The sequence below is a fragment of the Peribacillus muralis genome (genome assembly GCF_001645685.2).
GTDB lineage: Bacteria > Bacillota > Bacilli > Bacillales > DSM-1321 > Peribacillus > Peribacillus muralis_A.
Map to the genome: position 1 here is coordinate 3791012 of NZ_CP017080.1, position 18364 is coordinate 3809375.

The window sequence follows — 18364 nt, forward strand, 5'->3', positions numbered from 1 at the left end:
TTGTGCAGTACTCACTTTTTATCTATTCCTCCATTCAAACTATTGGTTCATTATATTGTACGATAGGTACACCCCAACCTCATAAAATCAATAATATACCCATGGTTCATTTTTTGCAATAGAAATTTTAACGGTTTAAATAAGGGTTTGTGCTGTGATGAAAAATAGAGTACGATTACATTTATACAAGCAGTATAATGAAAATAAGGTGATACGATGAAGAATCGAAGGCAGAATGTCATTGATACGGCTCATAAGCTTTTTATTGAAAAGGGCTACCAAGCCACGTCCATCCAGGACATTTTAGACGGCAGCGGCATTTCCAAAGGTACATTTTATAATTATTTCCCTTCGAAGGGAGAATTATTTATTGCCATTTTCCGTTCCTTTTACAAAAGGATCCGCCATGATCGGGAAAAATTGCTGGAAGGTCAAGATGCAGCTAATATTGAAATTTTCATACAGCAGCTCGAACTGCAAATGATGGGCAACAAACAGAGCAAGCTGCTGATTCTGATTGAAGAAGTCCGCGTTTCCAACGATGAAGAATTAAAACAATTCATCAATCAAACCCTGTTGTTGAGCTTACGCTGGATGCATGGCCGCTTTCTCGATATATTCGGGGAAAGTACAAAACCGTATCTTTTGGATTGCGTGATTATTTTTCACTCGATGATGACCCATATGAATCATTTCAATCATCGTGCGAATGCTATCCCGAAGCCGGAAATACAAATTATCCGCTACTGCATGAATCGAATGATCCAAACTGTCGATGAGGTGGCAAAAAGCAAGGAACAAATTCTTGATCCGGAGCTATTGGACACGTGGTTTCCGCAGTTTGAAAACCATCTTTACCCATGCCACAATAACTTGGCAAACGCGACCACGGAATTAAAAAAGGCGATACACACAGTCCTTCCCTGCGGAGAAAATCAAACAAGGGCAATCGAACTCATCGACTTCATCCAAGATGAGCTAATGCAGTCCGACACCCCAAGGCAATTTTTAATAGAAAGCTTGCTGCTCTCTTTAAAAAACCAATATTCGGAGCATGTTCAAGCCTATATGGAAGATTTTGAGGAAAGCATAAACGCGTGCCTCGTTCAATGAATAAGAAGGCAGCCCATTCGGCTGCCTTCTTTTAACGCCGTCAATCAATCCAGCTCCGATTTACTCGCTTTAGCTGCCATCGCCTTATTTTTGTTCCAAACCTTGAACTTCATGAAAATGGCTGCAAGGCCTATTATCACCACGAATATCAGGCTTATTAAGAATCCCGGGCGGATCTCCTTTTCAAGCAATGTCCCACTGACCGCAACAAATATCAATAGCATGCCAAAAACCCCTGTGGCCTTGCTCCACGCTTTGTTTTCCAAAATCTTGAAGGAAGAAAGAATGATGAAGGACCAGTTATATAAAAGTAAAATACCGGCAGCAGTAGTGATGTATTCATAAATCTTCCCTGGCAGGAGCAAGGCTGTGATGATGGAAGCTAAAAGCCCCAAGGCCCCAAGACATAGTGACGGGAGTGGCAGATTCTTGAATTTCTTGATTTTTTGCATGAATAATGATGGCGCATTGCCATCGTCGGCAATCGTAACCAATAAATTGGTGACACCGAATAAGGAAGCCGTCATCGCCGAAAAACCGGCCACGATAATGGCTCCGTTAAAAACATGCGGAAAAAAAGTAAGATGATAACTATCCAGTGCGGTCACGAAAGGGCTTTCCTTCTCACTGAATGCCCCTAGAGAAACCATCGTGACAGCTAACCCCAATGAGATGACATAGATGATCGTCAGTCCCATGAGCATGATCGTCCCTGCCTTTGGTGCGTCTTCTTTCTTTTTAAGCTGCATCGCCATCAGTCCGATCACTTCAATGCCGCCAAACGCATAAAAAGCATAAATGAGCGATGTCCAAAATCCTTTCAGCCCTTTTGGAAATAATTCATTATACGTATTGGGAAATGACGGCGGCTTTTCTCCATCAAGTCCAAACCAATCTAGAACGGCACATACTGCGATAATGATAAACATCACGATAGCAGCTGTCTTTATGATGGCAAGGAGGTTTTCAATCCTGTCGAAGCCTTTCGTTCCCAGCAATACCACAACGATTGAAACAATAGCGAATCCCGCGGAAAACAACCATAGCGGAACACTCGGGAACCAAAATTGCGATAATAGCGACAGTGCCGTCAACTGACTGCCCATAATCAAAATATTGGAGCACCAATAATTCCAGCCACAGCTAAAGCCAGCCCATCGGCCAAATGCTTTATTGGCATAATAACAAAATGAACCTTCCTGGGGATCTTCTGCCGTCATTTTGGCAAGCAGGTTATAAACGATATACGTACCGAGGGCAGCCAATACAAAGGCAAACACAATGGATGGACCGGTCGTGATGATCCCGATCGTCGACCCAACGAAATATCCTGTGCCGATCGTGCAGCCTACACCGACCATAGACAGCTGCCACCACTTCATATCGCCTTGTTGCCCGCCTGAATCAGAGGCATCCATGCTCTTGTTTCCTTTTGCTGAACTGCAATTGGCTTTTACCATCATACTTCCTCCTTCCATAAAGGGGTTAATGGGCCGCTTCTTTTTTATCCGAACTAATGAACTTCATCACTAGCAATACAATGCAAATACCCATGATTCCAGAGATGATATAGCTCATATTAAGATAGTCCTTCATGACAAGCGACATGACCGGAGGGCCCGCTGCGACTCCGATGAACCTTGAGGACATATAAAAGGAGGTTATCGTCCCCCTCTGTTCCTTTTCAATATTTTGGGTGATGATGGCATCAAGCGTCGGCAATAAGGCGCCAATCGCGATGCCCACCAAGCTCGTGACGAGCAGGAGCAGAAAGACCTTCTCCTTAGTAAATCCAACAAAGACCAAGCTGATCGACAGGACTGCTAAACTGATCATGATGATTTTTTTCATGACCGGCAACTCCCCTTTGATCTTTTTTCCTGCGATATAGGAGGATACACAAAGAAAAAATAGGGGAATCGCAATGACAAAGCCCTTCTTGACTCCATGCAGATGATGTATTTTCTCCAGGTTTTCCGACAAAAAGAAAAGGACCCCGAACAAAACCAGCATGACAAATACACCAATCAGGAAAACGCTATACAGCCATTTTCCTTCCTTCTTGAAGATTTGTTTCGTATCATGCCAAAATTCCTTTAGTTTCTTCGGTTCGTCCTTTTCCTTTGGTACCTTAATAAAGTAAAAAACCAAGACTATAGATATCAAGCTGAAGAAGGAAATCGAGAAAAAGGGTAAAAACCATATAAATGCGGCAAAAAGGGAACCTAATATCGGGCTCAGCACTTTTCCAAATGTATTCGATGTTTCGATGATGCCCAAGCACGAACTCGTTTTTTCATCATCATCCTTGTATAAATCCCCGACTAGAGGCAGTATGATCGGCGAGGCGCCAGAAGCACCGATCCCTTGCAGTACTCTCCCAATGATGATCCAGGTATATGGATCATCAATCTTCCAAGATGCATATCCTGCAACCAATCCGCCAATCAAGGCAAGAACCAAGCTTGGCAAAATGACCATTTTCCTTCCGAACCGATCGGAAAGATAACCTGCGATAGGGATTAAAAAAATTGAAGCTACGGAATAACTTGTAATGACCATGCTTGATTGAAATGAAGATATCCCCACCTTCTCCTCAAAAATGGGCAATACCGGAATAAGCATTGAATTTCCAAGTGTCATAACTAATGGGATTGACGCCATACTGATCAAGCACCATATGCTGACATTATTTTTCTCATGACCTTCCATACCTACACTCCTCATCCATTATAAACACGACTTTCAGCATACAAAGGCAAAAAAAAATTGACGACTCAATCGTCCTTCATTGAATTTTGATGTCTTTAATTAATATGTTGTTGGGCGGAAGGATTTATTCAGCGCATACCCATGATAATGAATGGCTTCTTTTCCAAAACAAAAAGTGGTACAAGTCCTTTTTCGTGAATACATTCAATTAAGCAAATGTTTTTCATGAGGAGGTGATGAAGTATTGGGCGTTTTTTTAAGCTATGTATTGCTGGGGCTATCCCTAGCTGCTCCTATCGGTCCCATTAACGCCGGCCAATTGGACAAAGGAATCAAGAAAGGCTTTTGGCACGCCTGGATTTTCGGCTGTGGTGCCATTTTAGCGGATGCTGTCTATTTAGTCCTTGTCTATTACGGAGTCAGCCGCTTTCTGGATAACTCCTTCATACAAACCTTTTTATGGCTATTTGGCTTTTTTGTCCTGACCTATACAGGTATCGAAAGCCTTTCAAGTGCAGGTAAAATAGAAGTGAATGCACGGAATGCGAAAGAATCCCACTTTTCTTCCTTTGCATCAGGATTCATCATGGCCCTCTCCAACCCTTTATCCATCCTGTTTTGGCTCGGTATTTATGGCTCGATTCTTGCAAACACCACAACCAAATACGACTTTCATCATATAATTCTATACAGCTCAGGCATCCTTCTCGGCCTCTTAGCCTGGGATACCACAATGGCCATCATCTCCAGCAGCTTCAGGCGCTTTTTATCCAAACCCATCCTTATTGGCATATCCGTCATCTCCGGCCTATCTCTTATAGGAATTGGCATATACTTTGCCATACAAGCCGCAAAGGCTCTAATTACATAAACGAAACATCTCCATAACGTTAAAAAAAAGCCTCCAAGCAGAGGCTTTTTTTGCGGGTTTCGCGCTTTTTCTCAAAAGTTTGGGTGCTTTTCCCGCGAGTTTGGTGCTTTTCTCGCCAATTGGGGTGGTTTACTCGCCAATTGGGGGTTTTTCTCGCTAATTGGGTGTTTTACCGTCAATTTGGGCGCTTTTCTCGCCATTTCGATGCTTTTTCTCGCCAATCATCGGTGCAGGCCCGCGAGTTAGTTGCTGCGGGACTTTATTTGTAGAAGCAGTTTATGGATGAATGCCTCTATTGAATTTGATTTATTTGTTTGCTCACCGTATTTCCGGACGTTGACTTCATTTTCCTGCTCTTCTTTATCGCCAAGGACGAGCATATATGGGATTTTTTCCATCTGGGCTGCCCGGATCTTATATCCGAGCTTTTCATTTCGTTCGTCTGTTTTGACCCTTATGCCGAAACTTTTCAGTTGTTTTTGAAGCTTTTGGCAATAAGGAATATGAACAGTCGAGACAGGGATGATTTGGACCTGTACCGGGGCAAGCCATAGCGGGAAAGCTCCGGCATAATGCTCGATCAGGATACCAAAAAAACGATCGATCGAGCCATAAATCGCCCGATGGATGACGACCGGTCGGACTTTATCATTTTGTTCATCAATGTAAGTCAAATCGAATTTTTCCGGCATTTGAAAATCAAGTTGAATCGTTGCGCATTGGTGGCTGCGGTTTAATGCATCCTTAATATGAAAATCAATTTTCGGACCGTAAAATGCTCCATCTCCTTCATTTAATTGATAAGGTAGGCCGATATGGTCGAGCACATTTTTCAAGGCTGCTTCAGAAGCTTCCCAAAGGGAGTCCTCTCCCAATGAATCCTCTGGTCGAGTCGAGAGCTCCACGGAGTATTCGAATCCAAATGTACGATACACTTCGTCAATCAGTTGAAACACCTGCTTGATCTCCCCTTCGATTTGATCCTGCCGGACGAATAGGTGGGCATCATCCTGGCAAAATGTCCGGACCCTCAGCATGCCGTTCAATGCTCCGCTATACTCATGACGATGGACTTGACCGAACTCAGCCATCCTGATCGGTAAATCCCTATAGGAGTAACGATTATTTTTGAAAATGAGCATATGACCTGGACAGTTCATCGGCTTCATCGCGAATTTCGTATCATCCACCTCAGTAAAGTACATATTCTCATGATAGTGATCCCAGTGGCCCGATTGTTCCCATAACCGCTGATTCATCAAGGACGGCGTGCGAACCTCATCGTAATGGCCCTCGCCTTGGAGCTCACGCGAGAATTTTTCCAATTCATTCCTGATAATTTGTCCTTTCGGTAAATAAAATGGCATGCCTGGCGCTTCCTCGGAAAACATGAATAGCTCGAGCTGCTTCCCTAATTTCCGATGATCACGTTTGGCTGCCTCTTCCATGAAATTCACGTGATTTTGTAAATTTTTTTTGCTACTGAAGGCCACGCCATATATCCGTTGAAGCACTTCATTCCGTTTGTCTCCCCTCCAATAGGCACCTGAAACACGAGTCAGCTTGAATGCTTTTATATAGGATGTCGCCGGAAGGTGCGGCCCGCGGCAGAGATCGATAAATTCACCTTGTTGATAAAGCGTTAGTTTTTCACCGTTCGGGATGTTCTTCACTATATCCAGCTTGAATGACTCCCCTCGATTCTGGAAAAGCTTCACTGCTTCTTCATAGGAAACCTCAATCCTTTTTATTTCCAGATTTTCGTTTATGATTTTTTCCATTTCATTTTCAATGGCTTGCAGACTCTCTAAGCTCAAAGGATGAGCCAGCTTAAAATCATAGTAAAAGCCATCCTCGTTGACCGGGCCCATGCCCAATTCAGCTGTGCCTTGAAGTCTCTTCACCGCTTGTGCCATAATATGCGCCGATGTATGCCGCATAACCTGCAGCCCTTCTTCCGAATCAAGTGTTATTATCGAAAGTTCAGCACCTTCATTCAACTGGAAACTTAAATCAACCAGTTGCTTATCAAGCTTTCCTGCTGCTGCCTTTTTCCTTAAGCTTGAGCTGACGGAGGCTGCCACGCTCCCCACTGTCGTTCCCTTCGGATATTCCTTCTGCTTCCCATCCGGGAATCGAATGTTGATCATTTTTTCATCCATCACATGCACACTCCTTTAGAATAATAAAAAAACGCACTCATCCCTAAGCAAGGGACGAGTGCGTTTACTCGTGGTTCCACCCAATTTCCCATAAGCAAGAAAACACTCATGGCTCTGGAGCTTGTAACGCAGCTTAGACGATATCAATTACTCTCGTTCACTGATATAGCTCAAAGGCGGTAAATCCTTTTCCTAAGCCAGGAAGTTTGCAGCTGCCCTTCCCTCTCTTGAGACCGTAAAAATGATTATTGTCCTTTTCATCGCAATATTTTTATAAACAAAAAACGCACCCATCCCTAATATAAGGGACGAGTGCGTTTACCCGTGATTCCACCCAATTTCCCATAAGTACGATCACCTATGGCTCTGGAGCTGTAACGTAGCTTAGTCGATATCGGTTACTATCCTTCACCGATAAAAGCTCAAAGGCGGTAAATCCTTTTCCTAAGCCAGGAAGTTCGCAGCTGCCCTTCCCTCTCTTAAGACCGTAAAAAAGATTGTTGTCCTCATCATGGCTTCTAATTTTATATTGTTATACATATTACATTCAATCCCTGAAAGTTACAACATTTTATTCCAAAAAATATTTATTTTAACAAATAAACAAATCCTATCCTAGTATTCTGCCGATTGGTATAATTGGTAAACAAGGAGGTTCACATGAAAAATTCAAGCAGGTGGTCGATCGTATTTGCGGTGATGGGTGCCGCGGCATTTGGCAGTTCTTTCATCAGTAAAGCAGCCTTCGATTTTTTAATGATCTTCGGATTCGCAGCATCATCACTTGGCATGCTATTAAGCTTCGGCGCCATGTACAAAAATGAAAGAGGAAAAACGAAATTTATGGCTGTCGCCGCGTTTTTTTTAGGCTTCATCCTGGTTTGGAATGAACCATTTCAGGTCATCCGGCTTTTAACTTGGCTGAGAAATTAAAGGGGGCCATACACATATGAATATTTGTTTCATTGGCGGCGGCAATCACGCGAACAGTGAATTGGATGAAGTGTACCAGGAGCTTGCAAATATATTGAAGCGTGATGCCAAAATTTTAATAATCCCGTTTGCAACGGACCATTCCAGGTATGAAGGATGGCTGGCAACCATCAAACAAGCTTTTTCCATCATGGAACATGCACGTGTTAACGTATTGAACGAAAACCTTTCAGAAAAAGAAATGAAACAAGCTATAAACGAACATGATGCTCTTTATTTCATTGGCGGCAGGCCAGAAAGATTGATCACTGTAATGGAGGAAAAAGGACTTACACCGATCTTAAGAAGCTTTAAAGGCTTGATCATTGGTTATAGTGCTGGCTCATTAGCCTTCTGCACTGATTGCATAATGACGAAAGATAAAGACTATCCAGAAACGATTGTGGTCGATGGCTTGGCATTCGTTCCGTTTAGCGTTGAAGTTCATTACGAAGATAAGATCGATGGAGAATTACTTCCCCTTTCAGCCGGACGAGAGGTATATGCAATTCCAAATGGAAGCGCCCTTTTCACGAAGAACGGCGAACTCTATAAAGTGGTTCATGATATTTACTTCTTTCAAAATATGGACAAGGGAAAGGTACATGCTTTGATTCAAAGCACTATCAGCTCTTTGCATGCTTCAGACGAAACCATAGGATAAGTCCAGTGGTCCAAAGGGTTATCGCACAGCCAAAGCCGAGCAGTGATAGTTTTGCCCTAATTTGTTGATCACCAAGCAGGATGGTGCTTGGTGCGACCAGTAAAGTGATAAGTGCCAATAAGCAGAGCATGATTCCCGTTACATAGTATAGTTTGATTCGAAAAAGCGATGCCAGAGGTAAAAAATGTATGCCCACGATAATCGCGATGACGGCCGGTATAAGCTCGGTTTGTTTAATCGCGTTACAGATGGCAATGGCAGCCCCAATCAGCAATCCTTCGGCGATGAAGACGATGTTGAACCAAAAACGGATACGCTGAAAATGGCTTGTAGTTCGTTCGGGCATTTTTTGTGCCTGATGTAGTAATGAAATGCCTCCAATAAGCAATAAGAGTCCAACTAACATGGAGGCGAGTTCCACGTATGGAAACCCCCATTCCTGCAAGCCCATTACACCGATCCCCGCCCAAAGCGTACCGAAGAACGCCATGAAAATGACTCCCATTCCAGTACCGCGATATGCTTCTTTCGTTTGCATCATCCAGATCCTTTCCTCTTCCGTACTATCATACATAATCATAATACTGCGGATATTCACCAATTATTCATGACCGGTTCTCATTTTCGGAGATATAACTGCTGATTTCGTCGATATATTTCGTTTTTCGGAGATATAACTGCCGATTACGTCGATATATTTCGTTTTTCGCAGATAAATTCTTATTTTCGCAAATATAGTTAAAAGCGGATAGCCTGCCACCGAGGCAGGCTATCCGTTTTATTGCCGCTTACTTTCTATTTGCAATCTTTTCCTGATGGGTTTCTTCCTGTCCGACCTCCAGCCCGCACCACTGAACGAGGGTCAGGGCGATGATTTCCGCTGTGGAGAATACGTTGTCCAGCAGGATATATTCATTCGGGTAGTGGGCAACCTCGGTTGCTCCCGGTCCGAAAACGATGGCGGGTGTTTCACCGACATGTGTCAGCAATCCACCGTCCGTTCCCCATGGCGAGGCTTCAATGACGGGGTCTTCTCCGGCCACTTGCCTGTATTGGTGAATGAGCGCATTCATGAGTTCATGCTCTGCATCAATGGCTCCGGGAACCCAGCGTGCCCCGAACCATTCCAAGATGGGCGGATGTTCCTTGAACCAATCGTCTCTTTCTTCCAGCTGCACTAACCAGTCCGCCATTTCTTGCTTTGCCTGCTCCATCGTTTCCTCCGGGGCAACGCCCATCCTCCCTTCGACCTTGACAAGGTCGGGAACGGACGAAGGCCAGTTGCCGCCTTCGATGACACCTAGATTGATTGGGATGGGAATGGGTGTGTTTGCATAAAGCGGATCAGTGATTCGTGCATTTCGCTGTTCTTCCAACGTACGTATATGATTGATCACGATCATGCTTTTTTCAATGGCGCTGACGCCTTCATACCTTGTTCCCCCGTGAGCTGAGCGCCCTTTCACAGAGATCCGGAACCACATCGAGCCTTGCTGTTTCGGAAAAATCTTCATATTTGTCGGTTCAGGGATAAGGGCAGCATCGGCACCATATCCCCTCAGGACAGCCGCTAGCGTTCCTGCCCCGCCGCTTTCTTCTTCGATGACACTTTGAAAGATGACATCTCCTTTTAATGAAAGGCCGCTTTCCTTCAATGCTTGCATGGCCAGGATCAGGGACACATTGCCACCTTTCATATCGGTTACGCCGCGCCCAAACATTTTTCCATCCTTGATCGCCCCACTATATGGGTCATCATCCCACTGATTGCGATCACCGTCCGGAACGACATCGATATGTCCGTTCAAGATAATCGAACGGCCGCCACCCGTTCCTTTCATGATTCCGACTACATTAGGACTGTTGGAAAAGTCACTGCGTGGGGAATAAAAATAGTCATGCTTTTTCAGATCAGCGCCATCAGGTTCCCAAATATCGACCTGCAAACCCATTTCCTTCAGTTTTTCGGCGACGATGGCCTGTGCACCAGCTTCATTGCCCTGCGTACTCGGGGCTTGTACCATTCTTTGCAATAAATCCGTTCCTTCTTCACGGTGTTCCTTGATCCATTCGTTAATCCGCCTTTTTATTTCTGTCACGGTTTCCCCTCCTGTTTTTGCGTTTAATGAGCGATACTATTCAATGATGCTGACAGCAGCATGTATTTTCAGTTTTGCTTCGGTATTCACAATCACATCATTCACGGTATAAGGGGCCATGACCTCCTTCAGCACCAGCCCTTCATCCGTAACTTCCATGACAGCCATCTCGGTAATGATCAAGTCCACACTGTTTCTGGCAGTCAATGGAAGTGTGCATGTTTTCAAGATTTTCGATTGACCATGCTTATTCACATGATTCATCAATACAATCACCTTTTTCGCTTTTTGGGCCAGCTCCATTGCCCCCCCCATGCCGGGGACCCTTTTGCCTGGAACGATCCAGTTGGCCAGATCCCCCGTTTCACTAACCTCCAGGGCACCCAGTATCGTCATGTCGATATACCCTTTCCGGATCATTCCAAATGCCGTTGCACTGTCGAAGTATGAAGCACCTCGCACGGTCGTGATCGGGTACCCTCCAGCGTTACAAAGAGCGGAATCCTCCTGCCCGGGATCAGGCAGCGGACCAGTACCGAGGACTCCGTTTTCCGCATGAAACAATACATGGAAATCGTCTGGTATATGATCGGCGACCAATGTAGGGATGCCGATTCCCAAATTGACGATCAGCCCATCTTCGATTTCCTTGGCTGCGCGTTTGGCAATCCGATTTCGTACATCTACTGCCATGCCCATTTCCAATTCACTCCCTTTGTCAGGATCACCATATCTACAAAAATGCCAGGTGTGACGATGCACTCCGGATCAAGCTCTCCTGCCGGAACGATTTCCTCCACTTCCGCAATCGTGAAGGATCCAGCCATCGCCACCAGCGGATTGAAGTTACGTGCCGTCTTGTCATACACTAAATTCCCTTGCGTATCTGCCTTTTTGGCATAAACAATGCTGACCTCCGAGGTCAAGGCGGTTTCCACCAAATATTCCTTTCCGCAAATCATCAGCTTTTCCTTCCCATCTTCGGCTATCGTGCCCCCTCCGACATCGACAAAAATACCGCCTAGCCCAACACCGCCGGCACGAATCCGTTCGGCTAAAGTCCCTTGCGGTGAAAATTCGACTTGCAGCTTTCCTTCCGTCATGAGACTGCCGGCATTTGGGTTGGAGCCGATATGCGAAGCGATGACCTTCTTTGCCCTTTTTGCCGTCACAAGCCGGCCGATTCCGATATCAGGAAACCCAGTATCGTTACCGATCAAGGTCAGTTCCTTGACTCCCTTATCAAGGATGCCCTGAATGAGAGTTGGCGGAGTTCCCACTCCCCCAAAGCCTCCGTACATGAGCGTGCAGCCATCGTTTATATGCTCCAATGCTTCTTCACTGGTCGCCAGTTTGTTTTTTTTGACCTGCTTCATACCCGTACCTCCTACATAGCCTGCATGTTCCCCATCAAGCCTTCTCTGTACAATTCCTGCTGCAATTCTTCAAGTGAGGCTCCCAGGATTTCAACGAGGCGCCCGATTTCTTCTTTTGTAATCACGAGCGGCGGTGAGACAATGACCGCATCACCCGCTATTCCTTCGATCGCACCAGAGGCAGGATAAATCAATAATCCTTTTTCAAAGGCTTTAGTCACAAGCCTTGAGGTTATGCCGCTTTGCTGCTCGAAGGGCCTTTTGGAGGCGCGGTTGGAGACGAACTCAAGTCCCAGGAGCAGTCCCTTTCCCCTTACATCACCAATGATCTCGAATTGCCGAGCGAGCATCTGCAATTTTTGCAGCAGATAGTCGCCTTTCTCCTTCGCTGCCAAAACAAGCTCATTTCGCTCCAAGTAGGTAAGCACTTCCAATGAAATCGCAGCAGATAGTGGGTTTGCACTATATGTGTGTCCGGCCATGATTGACTTCGAGCCTGTTAAAATCGGCTCCATGACACGGTCGCTGATCATCGTGGCTGCCATCGGGGTATATCCGGCACTCATCCCTTTGCCCAATGCGATGATATCGGGGATGACCCCCCAATGTTCCATCGCGAACATTTTTCCTGTCCGGCCCATTCCCGTCATGACCTCATCGGCAATGAAGAGAATGTCGTATCGTTCGCAGATTTCCTTAATTCTTGGATAATATCCTAAAGGAGGGGTTACCGCACCAGCTGAGGCCCCGATGATCGGTTCGGCGATGAAGGCCGCGACATTCTCGGAGCCGATCCTTTGAATGGCCGTCTCCAACTCATTGGCACACTGCAGCTGGCAGCTTGCAGCTTCAACATTATACGGACAGCGATAACAGTACGGAGCGGGTATGGTCGGGAAATCCTCCAAGAGCGGAACAAATCGTTTTCTTCTCGGGACATGGCCCGACATCGAGAGGGCGCCCATCGTAATCCCGTGATAGCTCGTCCATCTGGAGATGATTCGGTTTTTTCGTTCGAATCCTTTTTCCTGCCAATGTTGAATGGCGATTTTCATGGCTGTTTCGGTCGCTTCCGAGCCGCTATTCACAAAAAATGACCAATTCAAATCCCCTGGTGCCAAGTCGCTTAGTTTTTTGGCCAATGCCTCTGCGGCGTCACTCGTAAAATGGGAACGATATGCAAAGGAAATCTTGCCGGCCTGCTCCGTCATCGCCTCGACAACCTCCGATACACCATGGCCGATACTCGCAGTAACCGCACCAGACGAGCCGTCTATATACGGATTGCCATCCGTATCATAAAGGTACACTCCAATCCCATGAGAGATAGTGGGATAGTGCTGGCCCAGAGTCGGCTTAATTAAATGATTGCGTTTCATTTCATCTCTCCTTTCACGTTCGCCCACACATCATTTAGCAGATAAATCCTTGCCCCAAACATTCATGTCCTCATACTTATCCCAAATGTTGCAATTCTTCGTAAGCCGGCCGCCATATTGATAGCCGAGCTGATAAAAAACGGCGTTCATGCCCATGGACAAAGATCGTGCCAATGAATAGGAACAGAATATGCTTTTCCTGATCAGTTCTTCTTCCAATGCCGTTAGGAGCACCTTCATGAACCCATGCTTCCGGTGATGCGCAATCGTTGCACAGTCTGTCAATTCCGCGTTGTGATACCTCTCATTCACTTCCGCGGAGGCAGCACTCACGATCGAACCCCCATATTGGATGATGCTGAAAACCGTCCCCTCCTCGATCACCTTTTCGATATATCGCTCATCGTTCATCGGTGTAGGGTAGGTTTCAAAAACGGTACGATAAAGCTTTGCCAGCTCGCGTGCGTCCTCACCTGTAGCAAACCGAAGGACATAATCCTCAGGAATTGGCTGTTTTTCCTTCAATCGAGGAACCGCGCATGCAGCTTCGATGATTTTATCCTCCTTAATCCAAAAGTCGCTCGTTCGTCTTTCATCCGTTAAATAAAAGGCCATGCAATAAGCGTCATTCCCCTTAAAATATTTGCTCATGATCCCTTCCAGCATGAAACCTTGTGCCAAAGCCGCAGATAGATCCTCCTGTCTCGCTTTAAGGATCACTTTCGTGAAATTCTGCTCCTTTGCGATGGCAAGTGCACGCTTCACCGCCGCTTGGAAATGACCGCGATAATCATCCAGGCGCAGCCGCTGATTGACATGATCATGATAGAGCTCCATCACAAAACAATCCCCAGTTTCCACTTGGCTGAAAAAAGGCAGCTTTTGAACAGTCATCTTGTTCCTCCTTTCTTAAATGGTCCGGGAGAAGCGAAGTCTGCCACCCACTTCTCCCGCGACCTTATTTCCAATTGAATAGTTGCTTGACAGGCGCCAGCAGAAGCTGATCATAGGTGAACTCATCAGGATATTCACTCAGATCATGAATGGATAAAGCTTCATCGACCTTCTGATTCATGTGATCGGACACATAAACCCCACATCCCGGGCAATTCAGGGCGGGAACCTGCAGGAGCTTTATCGATCGCTTTCCATCAGGCATGATCCAGTAGCAGTCCTTCTTTTCACTTTCTTCAACGTCAGGGGCATTGCACCACAAGCACTCCATCTTCATTCCTCCTTGCCTTCCGGCTTCACCGGTACACTTTTTGCCAGGGCATTCTTTTTTTCCTGCGCTTTTCGCAATTTCTCCTTCATCTCATCCCGTTTATCGCGACGATCCTTCAAGGAGGCATGCTCTGCCGCATTTTCATAGGCCTTTCGCTTATCGAGACGTCGCAACCCCTCTGGCACCAAATTGAATTTTTCGTCCGTCATGAGCGCGGAGATTCCCACAGCTGCTTTTCGTTCTTCGGTACCGTACACTTCATCAAAGTACGCGTCCGCACTGCCGGAAACATAATTCTTCGGCTCCGGATAGCTGGTGATGACTCCTTCAAAATTCCGCAATACAACCTTATCCGGGCTTTGGGATAGAAGGTAATTCGGAGTCAAGGCTATCTTTCCGCCGCCGCCAGGAGCATCCACCACAAAAGTCGGCACCGCATAGCCCGATGTATGGCCACGCAGCGCTTCAATGATTTCCAGTCCTTTTGAAACCGGCGCCCGGAAATGGCCGATCCCTTCAGATAAATCACATTGATAAATGTAGTACGGTCTTACTCTCGCCATGACACAGTCATGCATCAGTTTTTTCATGATATGGACGCTATCATTGATGCCAGCAAGGATGACCGCTTGATTGCCGAGCGGGACACCTGCCATCGACAGCATATCGCAAGCCTTCTTCGCTTCATCGGTCAATTCAAGCGAATGATTGAAATGGGTGTTTAACCAAATTGGATGATATTTTTTCAGAATATTGCATAAATTTTCCGTAATCCGCTGCGGGAACACGACCGGCGCCCTCGTGCCGATCCGGATGATCTCCACATGCGGGATGGCGCGTAAGTTGCTCAATACGTATTCAAGGATCTTGTCATTGATCAGCAAGCCGTCCCCGCCGGAAATCAGCACGTCCCTCACTTCCGGAGTATTTCTTATATATTCGATCGCCCCGTCCAGTTGCTTCTTCGGCACGCCCATGCCGACCTGGCCGGAAAAACGGCGGCGCGTGCAATACCGGCAGTACATCGAGCACTGGTTCGTGACGAGGAATAGCACCCTGTCCGGATAACGATGCGTCAAGCCTGGAACTGGTGAATCCTCATCCTCATGCAGCGGATCCTCCAAATCATATCTCGTCTTGTTCATTTCTGCCGAGAGCGGTACGGACTGTAACCGAATCGGACAACGAGGATCATCAGGATTCATCAAGGACGCATAATAAGGCGTTATATTCAAAGGAATCGTTTGCGTCGAGATCCGGACTCCTTCCTCTTCCTCCGGTGTCAGATTGACGACCTTTTTCAAATCATCCAAGGTTTTGATCGTATTGGTCAATTGCCAAATCCAATCGTTCCACTGCTCTTCCTTGACGTCCTTCCAAAGCTCGATCTCATTATAGTGCCTGCGTCCACCAAGGTATTCTTTATGTTTTATTTCCATTCCCATCATGTTCATGTTAAAAATTCCCCTCCCCTTATTCTAAAAAACTTATCAGTATACACTCGCAAGAATGATGCCAACAGCCAAGATAAGGAAATATCAGTCTAAGAGGGAAAGCTGTCCTTCCAGGCCGCAAAATCCCTTTCTAAACGCCCAATATTTTGCAGCAAGATTTCTTGCACTCCAAAAGGAATTAACATTCACAGCCTCTACGCAAGGCTCCTATGATAAACTCGTATTATCTGTATTTTCTAAATAATGACTTCAAGGGGGAGTAAGATTTGTTGATACATAGAATTGATGAAGAAGTTTCTTTACGGTTGTTTACTATAGATGATGCTGAAGAATTTTATACGTTAACGATTCGTTCAAAAGCATATTTAAAAGAATGGCTCGGTTGGCTCGATTACGTAGAAAGTGTACAAGATACGGCTGAAAATATTAAATTAAGACTAACGGAATTAGTTGAAAATGGGGGATATCCAAAGTCATTCGCCATTATCCATAAGGGGAAAATGGCAGGGACAATCGGATTCAATGACATAAATAAGCTGAATAAAATAGGGGTCGTCGGGTATTGGCTAGGTGAAGAATTTCAAGGGAAGGGCATCATGACCAAAGCATTTAAAAGGTTAATTGAATACGGTTTTAAAGACCTTGGACTTAATAGGATAGAAGTTAGAGTGGCTGTTGAAAATATGAACAGCAGAGCGCTTCCTGAGCGATTAGGGTTTAGGAAAGAAGGGGAATTAAGGAAAGCGGAGTGGTTATATGACCATTATGTCGATCATGTTATATATGGACTCCTGGCTGAAGAATGGAACATATTATCCCCAAAAAGGAACTCCTAAATAAATAGGAGTTTCCTTTTTTCATGATTCTCTCGTTTCAGCCGTATACACCTTTTCAATTCTGTACTTGCTTAACTTATATTGTAATCCTTGTCTCGTAATATTGAGGGCCTCCGCCGTTTTGCTGATATTCCCGTTATACTTCTGGAACATATTGATGATCATTTCCTTTTCCAGTTCTTCAAGGACGACAGGTAAATCAATACTTTCCGTTAATGTTGGTGCCAGGCTGTGTGCATTGGTGGGAGTGTATTTGCCTGAAGGAAAAAGGTAGGCCGGAAGGTGATGTTCATCAATCCTATCCTCCCCGGCATCCATGACGTTAAATGCCAATTCGATGGCATGACCCAGCTCACGAATGTTGCCTGGCCAAGAATACTGAAGAAGCCGATTCATCGCTTTTTGACTGATTCCGCGAACATCCGAGAAAAATGATTTGTTGAACTTCTGAATAAAATGATTGGCGATTTCCACTATATCCGTTTTACGTTCCAGCAGAGACGGCATGGCGATCGTCACGACATTCAGACGAAAAAATAAATCGGAACGAATGATTCCCCTCTCTAAAGCCTCATCGGGGGAAATGTTCATCGCGGCAATGATCTTCACATTAATTTTTTGCTCCTTCGCCCCTCCGACGCGGCGGACCTCACCCTCCTGCAGTACCCGCAGCAATTTCGCCTGCAATCCAAGGTCGAGGCTATTCAATTCATCAAGAAACAGCGTACCGCCATTGGCTTGTTCAAAAATCCCAAGCCGATCCACCGCCCCGGTGAAGGCCCCTTTCGTCGTGCCAAACAACAGCCCCTCCATCAACTCCTTTGGAACTGCGGCACAGTTTTGTGCAATGAACGGTTGATGGCGATGAGCACTTACATTATGTATACTTTGCGCGACCAATTCCTTCCCTGTTCCCGTCGGTCCATAAATCATGACCGGGGAATGGGTACGGGCCGCTTTTTTTGCCAATGCTATCGCTTCTTGAAAGGCGGGGCTGCTCCCAATCAAATCACTGAAATGATACGTCGCCGTCCCTTCAAAAAACTTATTTTTCTTATAGGTTTCAGCAAGCTGCGAGCGTAAATCCACTATTTGATCATACATGTTCATGACCTTGGTAATGTCCTTGGCAATCTCCACTGCCCCGATGATCTCTCCATCCTCATACAAAGGATACGTGCTATTGATCGACGTAATTTTTTTCTCCTTTACATTGACATATGTTTGAATCGATTCATTCGTTTCAATGCCTTTGTCCAAGGCCGCCTGCAGCGTACTCGATTCATCGGTCAAGGATGGGTAAAGCTGAAAGATATTCTCCCCGAGCACCTGTTCACGTACCAGCCCATCGATATGTGCCATCATTTCATTGTAAAAAACCGTATCTCCATCTTTATTCACGATATGGACACCCACATTGATCACATTCAATATCCATTCAAATTGAGTGGAAAACTGATTGACTGAAGATTTCATTTCTTCATCTCCGTTCTCTGTCATT

The 18364-nt window shown here is 45.5% G+C and carries 17 protein-coding genes and 2 other annotated features; of the genes, 5 read left to right on the top strand and 12 right to left on the bottom strand.

Going from position 1 to position 18364, the window contains the following annotated elements; translation table 11 throughout:
• Positions 1 to 216: 216 nt before the first annotated feature.
• Positions 217 to 1113 (top strand): TetR/AcrR family transcriptional regulator, encoded by an 897-nt coding sequence (locus ABE28_RS18400; RefSeq protein ID WP_064465654.1) that lies wholly within the window; start codon positions 217 to 219, stop codon positions 1111 to 1113.
• Positions 1114 to 1157: 44 nt separating this feature from the next.
• Here ABE28_RS18400 and ABE28_RS18405 read toward each other — a convergent pair whose 3' ends face one another.
• Both ABE28_RS18405 and ABE28_RS18410 read right to left on the bottom strand, forming a co-directional pair.
• Positions 1158 to 2531, bottom strand: a complete 1374-nt coding sequence (locus ABE28_RS18405) for an amino acid permease (RefSeq protein ID WP_064465755.1) — start codon at positions 2529 to 2531, stop codon at positions 1158 to 1160.
• Between the two features lie 67 nt (positions 2532 to 2598).
• Positions 2599 to 3825 (bottom strand): MFS transporter, encoded by a 1227-nt coding sequence (locus ABE28_RS18410; protein WP_064465653.1) that lies wholly within the window; start codon positions 3823 to 3825, stop codon positions 2599 to 2601.
• Between the two features lie 244 nt (positions 3826 to 4069).
• On the opposite strand from ABE28_RS18410, the gene ABE28_RS18415 reads away from it, so the two are divergent.
• Positions 4070 to 4696, top strand: coding sequence for a LysE family transporter (locus tag ABE28_RS18415; protein ID WP_064465652.1), 627 nt, complete (start codon positions 4070 to 4072; stop codon positions 4694 to 4696).
• A gap of 242 nt (positions 4697 to 4938) precedes the next feature.
• Here ABE28_RS18415 and thrS read toward each other — a convergent pair whose 3' ends face one another.
• The gene (gene thrS / locus ABE28_RS18420; protein WP_373921355.1) at positions 4939 to 6846 is read right to left on the bottom strand and encodes a threonine--tRNA ligase; all 1908 of its coding nucleotides are present in this window, start codon (positions 6844 to 6846) and stop codon (positions 4939 to 4941) included.
• A gap of 59 nt (positions 6847 to 6905) precedes the next feature.
• Positions 6906 to 7128: a binding site (T-box leader), on the bottom strand.
• A gap of 31 nt (positions 7129 to 7159) precedes the next feature.
• Positions 7160 to 7380, bottom strand: a binding site (T-box leader).
• A gap of 138 nt (positions 7381 to 7518) precedes the next feature.
• Here thrS and ABE28_RS18425 point away from each other — a divergent pair.
• Complete coding sequence (locus ABE28_RS18425) at positions 7519 to 7791, top strand: hypothetical protein (RefSeq protein ID WP_064465650.1); 273 nt, start codon at positions 7519 to 7521, stop codon at positions 7789 to 7791.
• Positions 7792 to 7807: 16 nt separating this feature from the next.
• The gene (locus ABE28_RS18430; RefSeq protein WP_064465649.1) at positions 7808 to 8494 is read left to right on the top strand and encodes a Type 1 glutamine amidotransferase-like domain-containing protein; all 687 of its coding nucleotides are present in this window, start codon (positions 7808 to 7810) and stop codon (positions 8492 to 8494) included.
• On the opposite strand, the gene ABE28_RS18435 is transcribed toward ABE28_RS18430, so the two are convergent.
• The 8 genes from ABE28_RS18435 to ablA form a co-directional block, all read right to left on the bottom strand.
• Positions 8457 to 9035: a DUF7010 family protein gene (locus ABE28_RS18435; protein WP_064465648.1), complete on the bottom strand. Its 579-nt coding sequence runs from the start codon at positions 9033 to 9035 to the stop codon at positions 8457 to 8459. The two genes, ABE28_RS18430 and ABE28_RS18435, sit on opposite strands and share 38 nt — an antisense overlap.
• Positions 9036 to 9282: 247 nt before the next feature.
• Positions 9283 to 10593, bottom strand: coding sequence for a peptidase (locus tag ABE28_RS18440; RefSeq protein WP_064465647.1), 1311 nt, complete (start codon positions 10591 to 10593; stop codon positions 9283 to 9285).
• A 36-nt stretch (positions 10594 to 10629) separates the two neighbouring features.
• Positions 10630 to 11292 (bottom strand): 3-oxoacid CoA-transferase subunit B, encoded by a 663-nt coding sequence (locus ABE28_RS18445; protein ID WP_064465646.1) that lies wholly within the window; start codon positions 11290 to 11292, stop codon positions 10630 to 10632.
• Positions 11277 to 11969 carry a CoA transferase subunit A gene (locus ABE28_RS18450; protein ID WP_064465645.1) on the bottom strand — a complete coding sequence of 231 codons (693 nt, stop codon included), beginning with the start codon at positions 11967 to 11969 and terminating at the stop codon, positions 11277 to 11279. Before ABE28_RS18450 ends, ABE28_RS18445 begins: the two co-directional genes overlap by 16 nt.
• Before the next feature lie 11 nt (positions 11970 to 11980).
• Positions 11981 to 13348 carry an aspartate aminotransferase family protein gene (locus tag ABE28_RS18455; protein ID WP_064465644.1) on the bottom strand — a complete coding sequence of 456 codons (1368 nt, stop codon included), beginning with the start codon at positions 13346 to 13348 and terminating at the stop codon, positions 11981 to 11983.
• A gap of 30 nt (positions 13349 to 13378) precedes the next feature.
• Positions 13379 to 14242 carry a putative beta-lysine N-acetyltransferase gene (gene ablB / locus ABE28_RS18460; RefSeq protein WP_064465643.1) on the bottom strand — a complete coding sequence of 288 codons (864 nt, stop codon included), beginning with the start codon at positions 14240 to 14242 and terminating at the stop codon, positions 13379 to 13381.
• Between the two features lie 64 nt (positions 14243 to 14306).
• The gene (locus tag ABE28_RS18465; protein ID WP_064465642.1) at positions 14307 to 14573 is read right to left on the bottom strand and encodes a YokU family protein; all 267 of its coding nucleotides are present in this window, start codon (positions 14571 to 14573) and stop codon (positions 14307 to 14309) included.
• A 2-nt stretch (positions 14574 to 14575) separates the two neighbouring features.
• Positions 14576 to 16012 (bottom strand): lysine 2,3-aminomutase, encoded by a 1437-nt coding sequence (gene ablA, locus ABE28_RS18470; protein WP_064465754.1) that lies wholly within the window; start codon positions 16010 to 16012, stop codon positions 14576 to 14578.
• A 281-nt stretch (positions 16013 to 16293) separates the two neighbouring features.
• Here ablA and ABE28_RS18475 point away from each other — a divergent pair, with 281 nt between their 5' ends.
• Positions 16294 to 16863: a GNAT family N-acetyltransferase gene (locus ABE28_RS18475; RefSeq protein WP_064465641.1), complete on the top strand. Its 570-nt coding sequence runs from the start codon at positions 16294 to 16296 to the stop codon at positions 16861 to 16863.
• A 21-nt stretch (positions 16864 to 16884) separates the two neighbouring features.
• On the opposite strand, the gene ABE28_RS18480 is transcribed toward ABE28_RS18475, so the two are convergent.
• The gene (locus ABE28_RS18480) at positions 16885 to 18363 is read right to left on the bottom strand and encodes a sigma-54 interaction domain-containing protein (RefSeq protein WP_257390628.1); all 1479 of its coding nucleotides are present in this window, start codon (positions 18361 to 18363) and stop codon (positions 16885 to 16887) included.
• Position 18364 lies beyond the last annotated feature (1 nt).